We start from the raw sequence: 11,600 nt of genomic DNA on the forward strand, positions 1-11,600 counted from the left end.
AAAAGCTTGCTATGATGATAGTAAAAGGGGAATTTTTGGAATGGAGTGACGATGGTGAACATTTTGCTGGCAGAAGATGATACACGGCTTGGCAAATTAATGGATCATCTGTTGAAAAATGAATTTCATGTAGTTGACTGGGTCCAAAATGGAAAGGACGCCTATGTATATGCCAGACTTTCAGACTATGACGTCATTATTCTCGATTGGATGCTTCCAGGGGAAAGTGGACTGTCTGTTTGCAAACGGCTCCGCGAAAAAGGAAACTCAAGCGGCATATTATTCGTGACCGCGAAAGATGCCAATCAAGATATCATCACCGGGTTAGATGCAGGAGCGGATGATTATATCGTGAAGCCGTTTGAATTTAACGAGTTACTGGCAAGAATCCGGGCTATCAGCAGGAGAAAAGACAAGCCAATTCAGAAGATTATTAAGATTGGCAAGCTTTCACTCAATGTAAACACCCATGAAGCTTACCTGGAAAACGCAATCATTGATCTCACTAAAAAAGAATATCAGCTGCTGGAAATATTGATGAGAAATCAAAACCAAATTTTGACCAGAGAGCAATTGGTCGAAAAGTTATGGGGCTATGAAAGCGAGGTATCAGAAAATGCATTAGATGCCTTAGTAAAGCTGGTCCGGAAAAAGGTGGATATACACGCAGAAAAATCGTTTATTCAAACTGTCCGGGGAATTGGTTATAAAGTGAGAAATCCATATGTTTAACAAACTTAAAACAAGATTGACCCTTATTTATACAATTTCCTTAGTTCTATTTTTATTGTTGTTTATTAGTATCCTTTATCTTCTCATTTCTCGTGAAATTGATGACAAAGAAATCAACCAACTATCTGAGTATTACAAACACGAGCAACATGAATTTTACGAAGACCTTTTTGAAAAAAAACAACATGAAATAGATTTTGAGCCAAATCGATCAATTTTTTATTTTGTTTATAATTCAAAGAATGAATTAGTATCTGGTGAAGAAACCTATCAAGGTTTTCTGCAGTCAATAAGGGAAAAGCCGGACGAGCTGGCAGAAGAAATATCTAATGTTGAATGGGACCAAAAGCATTTCCTAATAATGAAACAACCTTTGGCGAAGGAAGGCTTTGTACTACTCGGCACAGATATTACAGGTGAAAAGCACTTGATAGAAAACCTTACATGGGCACTGTTTGGCTTAACAATAGCTTTCAGTTTGATTTTTGCACTATTAGGCTTTCATTTTGCCGGACAGGCAATGAAACCAATAAAATTAGCATTTGAAAAGCAGGAAAAGTTTGTTTCTGATGCCTCGCACGAACTTCGGACCCCATTAAGTATATTTTATAGCTCAGTTGACCTGTTAATGCAGGAGGAAAAGCAGCAATTAACTCCGTTTGGGCAGGAAGTCCTCGAAGATGTGAAAACTGAGGCTCAGTTGATGAATAAGCTGGTAAATGATTTATTATTTCTAGCAAGAAGTGATAAAGGGCAGTTAACCATGGACATGAAACGGGTTAATCTCTCAAAATTACTTGACTCGATTTTTCAAAGATTCTCCAGGAAAATTCCTAAAAACCTCCTGTTCGAGCAAAAGCTTGAGCCGGGGATTTGCATTACTTGTGATGAGGTAAGAATTCAAGAATTGGTTTATATATTGCTGGATAACGCCTTTCGTTTTACTAAGGATGGGAAGGTGGTCATCAGCTTATGTGCCGCTGGAAGTGAAAAAGTGCTAATCATAGAAGATACGGGGATCGGGATTGCAGCGGAGGATCTTCCATACATATTCGACCGATTTTACCGAGCTGATAAAATGCGTGGACAAGAGGGAGCTGGATTGGGCTTGTCTATTGCTAAGGCCATTGTTCATGCTCACAATGGAAAAATGGAAGCCGAGAGTACCCTTGGAAAAGGCAGTGTTTTTAAGGTGGTTTTTAAAGAAAGGTAATAAAACAGCAGCTCCTCGCCGCTGTTTTATTTTATCTTGTGTCCATTCAAATTCGTTGTTTTTTTATCGAGGTCGGATCGCTTGATCTGGTGTGCATCAATATAGCGAATCGTTGAAAGGAAGATTAAGGCTGCGCTGCCGGCAATATATAAACCAAATGCCCAAGGTTCCTTTGTATCTGTCCCGAGTGCTGTGCCATGAATCATGATCATCACCCAAGCAGGCAGAACTGCGTAGTGAAGTTTCCTCCATTTCCTTATACCAAGGTTTCTCATGAAAAAATCGGAAGAACCAATCACTAGGAAGAACAAATAAAAGGCAAATGTTCCTAGGGCTGAGTAAATAGGTTCATTCTGTGCAAAGAAGGGAACCAACAATCCAGCAATAGAGTAAGGGACAAATTCATCCTGCCAGAGTAACATCATATGAAAAACAATCGCCAATAAACCATACCAGCCGCTCGCTTGATGGAGGGTAATAAATAGACCTTTCTTTTTTTTCGTCACTGAAAGGTTTCCCAGTAATCCTAAGCAAAGAGAAAGGGTGAGCAAATAATAGGCTAAAAATCCTGAAGTTCGGATTAGTGTCCATGTAGTAAAATAGCTGATCATTTTATCCTCCTCTTATATGAGAGTAATTTTTCCGGATTTGCTAACGAGGACTGATGAGTAGACCGGATTTATGGTTCTCAAAACCTGTGATAAGGCTTGATCTTGTTCCATAAAGCAAAGTTTGGCCATAATCTCAGCATCTAAGCAATTTCCAGTTATCACTGTAGCTTGTATAATATCCGTTTCCACTGGCAGCCCAGTTTGTCCATTTAGCAGATGGTGCTTTATCGTCTCACCTTGTCGCCAGCTTCGATAGATGATATTAGAAGTAGCAATTCCACCATTTTTTATGTAAAGCTGGGCAATGTCTCTTTCCTCATCATAGGGGTGGGCAATGCCAATGTGCCATACCTTTTCTCCGTCCGACCAGACAGCGATATCCCCGCCTCCATCCACTATTCCTGCTTTGGCTCCGCTGGACTTTAACCATTGTGCAGCCGCTTGAACAGTGTATCCCTTACCGATTCCACCAAGATCAATATTCCCAGAATCGCACCGCTCGACAGCCAAGAATTGCCCTTCAAAATGGAACGGTGCTGTTTTCTTTTGGAAGCTTTGTGGAAATAGACCAGCTTTGGCAGGACAATTTTCAAAAGGAAAAGAATGGTCGTAACCATGATATTCCATTTGTGATAATAGATAAGGAGAGAACCGGCCTTCCGTTATAGTACGGTACTCTTCTGCCTTTTGCAGGCAATCAAACAGCGGAGGAGAAATACACAGTTTTTGTCCTGTGAGCAGCCGGTTTATTTTCTGAAGCTCAGTATCTAAATGAAAGCGGGACCACTCTTTCTCAACATGTTTAATCCAATGGACAATCACCTCCTGCCAATTTTCAAAACCGCAAGTAGTAACGGCAATATAAAATTGAGAGTTCATTGCTTTGATTGTCAAAGTTTCAAAGTCGTTAGGATCTTCGTGTTTGACGGTCACTGGCTTTGACACCCCCAGATTCTGTATTGGAAACAGTAATCCCGTTAATATCATAATTGGACCAATCCAACTGAACATACTCTTGTTCTTGTTTAGTCATCGACTTGGTTATTTCTAATTTTGATTGATTTATCTGGCTTTCACTCGTTTCGCCGGTCCCAACCTGCCCAATCACAAAGGCAGATAGGGCTGTACCCGTGAGTCCAATCATCCATTTTGCCTTCACCGCATTTTGTTTTGCCATTTTAATCACCTTCTTTAAATAGATTGAAATATCAAGGCATTGTTTGTTGCATCCCAAACCACCCGATAACCGAGTGCGTTTGCTGCCACAGAAATAGGGATATACACAGTGTTTTCGTAGACAGCCGCCTGAACAGGCATCGGGGTCTTCATCTTATTTTCATAGACTGCATTGGACCCTGCTTTTACGATTAATTCCCGTCCTTGTCTCGATAAAACACATATTTTGCTTTCTGGGTATAGCACGGATTCTCCACCTAAGAGTTCGGCAATTGCTTCCCCAGCAACTAGTAACTGTCCATTTTGAGGGATCGCGTAAACATTCGCTTGGTTATTTCCTGCTATTGCTGGGATTTCATCCGGAGTTTGAATAGGCAGATTATGATTGGCAGGATTGTTTCTCGGCTCCCGTGACCAAATATTCCAATATTCGGTTTGCTGTAAATTAACCGTTTGCTTCTGCTGCTGCTCCTGTAACCAATCTCTTGAATCAGCTTCTTCGTTTTCGTCATCTTCATCATCTTCATCATCTTCATCATGATCTTTTTGGTGAAACTCAAATTTTTCATGTTCATTTTCGTCGTGTTCAGCTACGACCGTTGTCGCTATTGAAAATACCAAAAAGAGTCCGGCCACAAGCATCATAAATCTTTTCCATCGGTTCATGAATTGATATCCTCCCTATTCACTTATAAAGTCAGTTTAGTCCGCGACTCTGAAAGGAAACTGAAAAGAGTGTGATAATATAAAAAAAGATAAATTTTTATATGTGTAGGAAGGTGATCTAAAATGAAACCCGTACGGGACCGTATAAAAAAAGATTTAAAAATCTTGTTTGTCGGTTTTAACCCCAGCATCCGTTCTAGTGAAACAGGTCACCACTTTGCTAATCCAAATAACCGATTCTGGAAAATTCTCCATGAAGCAGGGTTAACCACAAGGAAGTTTCAAGCTGTTGAGGATGACCTGCTTCTGGATTTAGGTTATGGAATCACAAATATTGTTTCGAGACCTACAAAAGCGGCCGATGAAATTACAAAGGAGGAGTACATAAAGGGGAAGGAAATCTTAAAACAGAAGATTGTCAGTTTTAGACCTGGCATCGTCTGTTATGTAGGGAAAGGGGTCTACCAACAATTCAGCGGCAAAAAAACTGTTCCATGGGGTATCCAAGAGGAAGCCATTATCAAAGGGACGATTGATTTTGTGGCACCGTCTTCGAGCGGGCTGGTTCGAATGAAAGTAGAAGAAATTGTGGAAATTTATAAAAAACTTTCTGAATTATTACAACAATAAAAACATCGACGGATCATTGTCCGTCGACGTTTAATAGTCGTTTCCAAATTTTTTCTCATAGCGTGCAAGGGCTATGAGAGGGAAAATATACCGATAACTATGGTAGTGAATATAAAAAGCTCCCCCCATTCCTTGCCCTTTTGGATAATCTGTCGTCCAATCCTGTTTTTGGAGCGAATTGATTAAAAAGGCAATACCTTTTCGAATCGAAACCGTTGGTTGGTCGGAAACAGTGATCAATGCATCGAGGACCCATGCGGTATCAGTCAATGTACTATTCTGAAGCGGAACATACGTATTGGCTATATCACTATGACACGATTCTCCCCAGCCGCCGTCTTGATTTTGAATACGGCCAAACCAGTTGACTGCTTTGTGGATACTTGGATGACTACTGTCAACTCCCGCAGCCAATAAGCCCGTGACAGCGGCCCATGTCCCGTAAATATAACAAATACCCCAGCGAGCATACCAAGAACCATCACTTTTTTGGTCGTTTACCAGCCACTCTATGCCCCGTTTAATCACTGCATGATTATGGGGGACGTTCGTATAGTTTCCGAAAAACTCCAACGTCCTTCCAGTGAGATCGGCACATGATGGGTCAACGAGTAAGAATTTCCCTTTTTCTAAAGGCAGAAATTCCAATAACTTAGAATCTGTATTTCTCTCAAAAGCTGGCCAGCCGCCATCATCATTTTGCATGGACAACGTCCAATTTATTCCTTTCTCCCATGCTCCAAGCCAGGATGAAGCGGTTCGTGAAATGGATCGAAGTGAGGCGGTAGTATCGTCCACATCCGGATTCATCGTATTAACATTCGAAAATCCCCAACCTCCCGGCATCGTCTGCGGATTATGGATGACCCAATCGCCGAATTTACTGTGCTGGCGGCTCAATAAATATTGATTAGCTTTATTAACCATAGTATCTTCTGATGAAACCCCAGCAGTCTGCAGGGCATAACTGATTAACGAGGTGTTCCATACATTGGCGGTAGTGTATTGGACGTGGGGATGGCCATCAATATCACACGTCATGGATTTCAATCCCACAATTGCATTCCTGATCGTTGGGTCTGTTTTCTTATAGCCGAGGGAAAGCAAAGCAAAAATCATTAAAAACGTAGAGCTGTAGTAACTGTATAAAGTGCCGTCAGGTTCAATCCGGTCGAGCATATACTTTTTGGCACGGTCTATCGCCAATCGGCGCAGTTCACCAGGAAGACCAATGAGACGCTTGATTCCATCTTCGAAAAACGACAGCAGTGACCGCCATTCATCAGACCGCACCCACGTGTCTTCCACTTCTTGGTGGATATGCAGGTCAGCCAAATCAGGAGCAGATTTTAATTTAACGAAATATTTCGAGGCTGCAAGGATCATGATCGGTGTCAGGTTGGCTCTCCCGAATACTGAAAAGGAGTAGAAATTGATGGGGAAATCAGTCGGCAGTAATATGACTTCAATAGGCAGCGGCGAATGATTTGGCCACTCATATTGTCCTGTTAATGCCAGCATAATTTTAGTAAAAGTACTGACCTCTTTTAACCCGCCTTTAGCTAGGATAAATTTTTTTGCCGCCTGAAGCGGCCGGCTGTTTTTCTGGTATAATCCCGAAAAAAGCAAGGCATAGTAAGCCTCCACTGTGGCGGTGAGATTTCCGTCCCCTTCATCATAAAACAACTTCCAAGCCCCGTTTTTCTGCTGTTTGCTTAAAATTCTTTTGCAAAGCCTTTCAATAAATTCATCATCATCTATTTCCAACGCACGTAATAAAATGATCATATAGGCATCTGTGGAGATTCCCGTTTCAAATGGATAATTCCATGAGCCATCGGGGGATTGGTCCTTTCGAAGCTGCCCAATAATCCAATCCATTCTTGTTTTAATATCAGCCATTCTAACCCACACCCACTCCCCAAAATAAGTTCTTAGCTATACATATTCTCTTTATGCAAGGACAATTCACAAGGGAGGGAAACTGCCATTTTTTTTATTCGAAACAGAGAGAAACCACCGGTTGAAAGAATTAGAGATGAACTTAAGAAGAAGAGTAAAAAAGCCCCACCGCTTGGGACTCCATTAATACCAATTGAGAAAAATCTTCTGGAAAAAGTCCAAAAGGAAACCATCATTCATAATGTAAACAATGTTACAAGGACGAAAGCCTACCTTGATTTTTACATGCGGCACCCTGAAATTCATTGGGCCTTTCTAGGCCATATGGTTTCCCGAAATGGCGGATATAACATGACTGACCTTAAAGGGGAATTTTTGACCAAGCTTTTAAACAGAAAGGACCGTAACGCATTTTTTGCATTCCTAGAACGCGGTAATTGGCTGATTTTTCAGGATGTATATCCGCAGTTCCTGTTGTACGAAGAGAGTGTAAAACAGAACCAACCCTTGTTTTACTTATTACCGAGGCTAAATGTTTCTACCTTTATGGAAACGGTTTGGAATCAGTTGTGGCGGGGAGAAGATAGCTATACACTTTGCATGGCATTAATCGTTAATGAGCAAAGCTACTTGGAAAAAAGAGTGGTCCAAAATCCCTTCTATCAAAAAGAAGTGTTAAATAAGTTTGAATTTATTATTCAGGATTTGCTTTCCTTCAATCACATTCTGTTTCCCCACGGCACAGGAAAACTGAGGGGACTTACTCTACACCAATTTAAGTCACTGCATGAGAGGATATTGCTTGGAAAGAGGCTGTATTCAGTGCTATTTCATGATAAAGATTTACTAGATGAAACAGTAAACTGGGCAATAAATCACCCTCATACAGGATCAAGAAAAGACTACTGGCCTCATATGTTTAATAATGTAAACGAGGGAGTTCCTGGGTTGACCTTTCCACTTCGTTTGAAAAATTGTAAGCTGCGAAAGGGGGCAAGGAAAGTTTATAGTCCAAACTTAGAATATGCTTGGAAAAATATCAGCCAGCCAGAAGCCGAATCAGGGGACTGGTTTGAGGACTCAAATGTTGTGAATTATCTTGTGAATGACAATGCTTTATTTAATGGGGAGATTAAAAATGAATACTGTAAAACCATTGAACGGCTCGAAATTACCGCCCTTGCCAAAAAGACGATTAACTTTTTTGAATAAACAGGCTCTTTCAACGGCTGTACTGGCAGCATTGTTGGGTACTTACTTAGACTTGTATTTTGTTGGTAAAGGTCTGTATTCCTTTCCGTATCGGCCGTTTCCAGAACTATTTTCCATCAATATACTGTTTACTTTACTCGTTTTACCAGTCTTTATTATTACTTTTTTATACTGGACTTCACAAATTAATAGGTGGGGAAAAGTTGGGGTAGTAATGTTTATAAGTTTGTTCATGACCATCATGGAAAAGTTAACCGAACTGCTTGGGTTTTTTGTCCATTCCGATGGTTGGAAACATAACTTTACATTTTTCGGGTATATGATATTTTTAACCGTTATTACTGTGTTTCATAGCTGGATCGAAGGACGTCTAGGAAAATAAAAAAACCGGGACAACTGTCCCGGGTTTCCCAGTGCCCATTAAGACACCAGCCCCTTCCGTCCGTACAGTGGTTAAGTGTCCCGCAACAAGCGAATGTTCGGAAGGGGTATGGTTATTGTATGATAAATCCGAAAGAATTAGTACTGGAAAAATGTGCAACACTTTCTTTTCTTCTCAGGACAGTGTATGATTAGAGTGATTTTGTACATAAGGAGTGTTTTTTCATGGCTAAAAAAGGTTACATACAAATGGAAAATGGCGAGAAAATTGAGTTCGATTTATTCCCGGACGAAGCACCAGGCACAGTGGCTAACTTTGAAAAATTAGCGAATGAAGGCTTTTATAATGGCGTCATTTTCCATCGTGTCATTCCAGGATTTGTAAGTCAGGGCGGTGACCCAACTGGAACAGGAATGGGGGGACCGGGGTACACGATTAAATGTGAAACCGAAGGTAATCCACATAAGCATATCCCAGGTGCGCTCTCCATGGCTCATGCTGGTAAGGATACAGGTGGCAGCCAGTTTTTTATCGTTCATGAATCTCAACCACATTTAAACGGTGTCCACACTGTTTTTGGACAAGTAACATCAGGCCTTGATGCTGTTAAAGCAATGAGAAATGGCGATAAAATGACAGAAGTAAAAGTCTTTGATACCGAAGAATAATGACTGAGGGAGAGCCGAGTTGCTCTCTCTTTTTTTATCTGTCGTAAATAAGTTGTGTTTTGGGAAAAATACCTCCAATACGATGACCAGGAGGTTATGGTTTGAGAAGAATCATTTTATTTGTTTCGCTAATTCAATTTCTCTTAGCTTCACCAATATCAGCACAACAGGACGATACACACGAACTTATGGCAGCCATTATTATTGATGATTTTGGCGGAGGAATTGGCGGAGTACAAGATTTCTTGGAAGGAGATGTTCCCATTACTGCAGCGGTCATGCCATTTACAGAAAACTCAAAAAAACATGCGGAGTGGGCTCATAAGAATAACATTGAAGTCATGGTCCACTTGCCAATGGAACCGAAAAAAGGAAAAAGGTCATGGCTCGGGCCAAAACCAATTACAGTAGACCTGACGACGAAAGAAGTCAAACAACGTGTATACGAGGCAATTAAAAGTGTTCCTTACGCTGTGGGGTTAAACAACCATATGGGCTCCAAGGCAGTGGAAAATGAGAGAATTGTCCGAGCAATTGTTGAAATTGCCAAGGAGAAAGATTTCTATATTATTGACAGCGGAACAAGTCCCAAATCAAAATTTCCTGAAGTTACGGAAGAATTAGGGGTACCGTTCTTAAAAAGAGATGTTTTTCTCGATGATATTTCTTCCTCAACATATGTGAGAAGCCAAATGATCCGTCTGGCAAAAACGACAGAAGTAAAAGGGATCGGAATTGCTATCGGACATGTTGGAATAACAGGAAAAGTTTGTTCTGTAGGAGTATTTCAATCACTCCAGGAGTTTGAAAAGCGTCATATTAAAATTGTCCCTGTATCGGAGCTTTTTACAAATCGGTTAAAACAAAATTTACTTCCCGATTAAGGCAGCTGTTAGCTGCCTTTAACTTTTGGTAGTACAAAAATCTTTTCATAGCAATTTTAAGCTGGTAAAATGGCACCTGTTAACCGATTAAAAATAGTGAGTAAGATAGATAATATATATAGGAGAGGACTTCATCTATGAAACTAGTATCTTGGAATGTTAATGGTCTTAGGGCATGTGTCAAAAAAGGTTTTTTAGAATATTTCAATGAAGTCAATGCTGATATCTTCTGTGTTCAAGAAACCAAATTGCAGGAAGGGCAAATTAGTTTGGAAACGCCCGGTTATCATCAGTATTGGAATTATGCTGTTAAAAAAGGGTACTCAGGGACTGCGGTCTTTACAAAAGAAGAACCGCTTTCAATTCGGTATGGTCTTGGAGATGATAAGGGAGAAGAAGAGGGTCGAATCCTTACTTTGGAGTATGAGAATTTCTTTTTAGTTAATGTTTATACACCTAATTCCCAAAGAGACTTGGCAAGATTAAGCTTCCGCCTTGACTGGGAGGACCGAATTCTTCTTCATCTGCAGGAATTGGACAAAGTCAAACCTGTTATCTTATGTGGGGATTTAAATGTGGCTCATAACGAGATTGATTTAAAAAACCCTAAATCAAATGTAGGAAACTCGGGCTTCACGGATGAAGAACGCGAAAAAATGACTACTTTACTGAAAGCTGGATTTGTTGACAGTTATCGTTATGTATACCCGGACAAAGAAGGAGCTTACACATGGTGGAGCTATATGAATAAAGTAAGGGAACGGAATATCGGTTGGAGAATTGATTACTTCATTGTTTCCGAAAGATTATGCAAAATGGTCCAAGAAGTGGACATTCATTCGCAAGTCATGGGCAGTGATCACTGCCCGGTAGTCCTTGAAGTCAATGTAGGATAGTGTTGTTTTAAATTTAATTGGTTTAAAGAAGCAACCAGTGGCCTTTGTAAATTAGCAAATATAAAGGTTACTGGTTTATAATTCATTAATAGGAGTTCCAATTTCATCATATTCGGCAATATGCTCGTTCTCTATTAATAATGGTTGTTGCTCAATGTCTGAAACTTCGCCTTCTTTGTCCCTTCTATTTAATGCCATATTGCACCATCCCTTCAAGATTAAAAGCTCACATCAATATTATGAACTTTTGTAAATAGATTTATTCCCTCATTATGGTACAACCAACCTAGGTTTAGAATTAAAAAATAGTATTGACGGCCCGTGTATTGGGTAGTATTATATTTATTGTTGTTAGCAACCAAAATGACTCAGAAGGATTATGAGTGATAAATAGTTGACTACGTATAGTAATTATGTTAGTATAATGAATGTCGCTAATCACTAGATTAGTAGATGAGAATATTGTTCTTTGAAAACTAAACAAACAAATACGTCAACAATAAACATTCGTTTCTGTCGAAACGGAGCCAACGTTAAATTTTATGAGCTATATCAACTTTCTTGGAGAGTTTGATCCTGGCTCAGGACGAACGCTGGCGGCGTGCCTAATACATGCAAGTCGAGCGAA

Annotated in this window: 14 protein-coding genes and 1 rRNA gene; 9 read left to right on the forward strand and 6 right to left on the reverse strand. The window is 40.2% G+C overall.

The window, feature by feature from the left end; all coding sequences use genetic code 11:
• The first annotated feature begins 54 nt into the window (after positions 1-54).
• Both BN2425_RS01230 and BN2425_RS01235 read left to right on the forward strand, forming a co-directional pair.
• On the forward strand, positions 55-732 hold the full coding sequence (locus tag BN2425_RS01230; protein WP_042454226.1) for a response regulator transcription factor: 678 nt from the start codon (positions 55-57) through the stop codon (positions 730-732).
• The gene (locus BN2425_RS01235; RefSeq protein WP_042454193.1) at positions 725-1,945 is read left to right on the forward strand and encodes a sensor histidine kinase; all 1,221 of its coding nucleotides are present in this window, start codon (positions 725-727) and stop codon (positions 1,943-1,945) included. The genes BN2425_RS01230 and BN2425_RS01235 overlap by 8 nt, the downstream gene beginning before the upstream one ends.
• A 26-nt stretch (positions 1,946-1,971) precedes the next feature.
• Here BN2425_RS01235 and BN2425_RS01240 read toward each other — a convergent pair whose 3' ends face one another.
• Genes BN2425_RS01240 through BN2425_RS01255 form a run of 4 tightly spaced genes read right to left on the reverse strand, consistent with a single transcriptional unit; the run spans position 1,972 to position 4,398 of the window.
• On the reverse strand, positions 1,972-2,556 hold the full coding sequence (locus tag BN2425_RS01240; protein WP_052352737.1) for a ferric reductase-like transmembrane domain-containing protein: 585 nt from the start codon (positions 2,554-2,556) through the stop codon (positions 1,972-1,974).
• A 12-nt stretch (positions 2,557-2,568) separates the two neighbouring features.
• Complete coding sequence (locus BN2425_RS01245; protein ID WP_235714551.1) at positions 2,569-3,489, reverse strand: FAD:protein FMN transferase; 921 nt, start codon at positions 3,487-3,489, stop codon at positions 2,569-2,571.
• A complete protein-coding gene (locus BN2425_RS22405; protein WP_042454195.1) occupies positions 3,464-3,733 on the reverse strand; it encodes a hypothetical protein in 270 nt (89 codons plus the stop codon). Before BN2425_RS22405 ends, BN2425_RS01245 begins: the two co-directional genes overlap by 26 nt.
• Positions 3,734-3,747: 14 nt before the next feature.
• A complete protein-coding gene (locus BN2425_RS01255; RefSeq protein ID WP_042454197.1) occupies positions 3,748-4,398 on the reverse strand; it encodes a copper amine oxidase N-terminal domain-containing protein in 651 nt (216 codons plus the stop codon).
• A gap of 123 nt (positions 4,399-4,521) precedes the next feature.
• On the opposite strand from BN2425_RS01255, the gene mug reads away from it, so the two are divergent.
• The gene (gene mug, locus BN2425_RS01260; protein WP_042454199.1) at positions 4,522-5,028 is read left to right on the forward strand and encodes a G/U mismatch-specific DNA glycosylase; all 507 of its coding nucleotides are present in this window, start codon (positions 4,522-4,524) and stop codon (positions 5,026-5,028) included.
• 30 nt (positions 5,029-5,058) lie between these two features.
• Here the strand turns inward: mug and shc are convergent, their stop codons facing one another.
• Complete coding sequence (shc, locus tag BN2425_RS01265) at positions 5,059-6,930, reverse strand: squalene--hopene cyclase (RefSeq protein WP_042454201.1); 1,872 nt, start codon at positions 6,928-6,930, stop codon at positions 5,059-5,061.
• A 96-nt stretch (positions 6,931-7,026) separates the two neighbouring features.
• Between shc and BN2425_RS01270 the strand changes: the two genes are divergently transcribed.
• From BN2425_RS01270 to BN2425_RS01290, 5 genes are all read left to right on the forward strand, one after another.
• Positions 7,027-8,142, forward strand: coding sequence for a DUF2515 domain-containing protein (locus tag BN2425_RS01270; protein WP_154663438.1), 1,116 nt, complete (start codon positions 7,027-7,029; stop codon positions 8,140-8,142).
• On the forward strand, positions 8,135-8,524 hold the full coding sequence (locus BN2425_RS01275; RefSeq protein WP_042454205.1) for a CBO0543 family protein: 390 nt from the start codon (positions 8,135-8,137) through the stop codon (positions 8,522-8,524). Before BN2425_RS01270 ends, BN2425_RS01275 begins: the two co-directional genes overlap by 8 nt.
• Before the next feature lie 224 nt (positions 8,525-8,748).
• Complete coding sequence (locus BN2425_RS01280; RefSeq protein ID WP_042454208.1) at positions 8,749-9,192, forward strand: peptidylprolyl isomerase; 444 nt, start codon at positions 8,749-8,751, stop codon at positions 9,190-9,192.
• A 101-nt stretch (positions 9,193-9,293) separates the two neighbouring features.
• Positions 9,294-10,076, forward strand: coding sequence for a divergent polysaccharide deacetylase family protein (locus tag BN2425_RS01285; RefSeq protein WP_042454210.1), 783 nt, complete (start codon positions 9,294-9,296; stop codon positions 10,074-10,076).
• 137 nt (positions 10,077-10,213) lie between these two features.
• Positions 10,214-10,972: an exodeoxyribonuclease III gene (locus BN2425_RS01290; RefSeq protein WP_042454213.1), complete on the forward strand. Its 759-nt coding sequence runs from the start codon at positions 10,214-10,216 to the stop codon at positions 10,970-10,972.
• Between the two features lie 75 nt (positions 10,973-11,047).
• On the opposite strand, the gene BN2425_RS23285 is transcribed toward BN2425_RS01290, so the two are convergent.
• The gene (locus BN2425_RS23285) at positions 11,048-11,170 is read right to left on the reverse strand and encodes a hypothetical protein (RefSeq protein ID WP_264757796.1); all 123 of its coding nucleotides are present in this window, start codon (positions 11,168-11,170) and stop codon (positions 11,048-11,050) included.
• Positions 11,171-11,530: 360 nt separating this feature from the next.
• On the opposite strand from BN2425_RS23285, the gene BN2425_RS01295 reads away from it, so the two are divergent.
• Positions 11,531-11,600, forward strand: a 16S ribosomal RNA gene (locus tag BN2425_RS01295); the annotation flags it as partial.

This window comes from Neobacillus dielmonensis (assembly GCF_000612665.1).
Lineage (GTDB): Bacteria > Bacillota > Bacilli > Bacillales > Cytobacillaceae > Neobacillus > Neobacillus dielmonensis.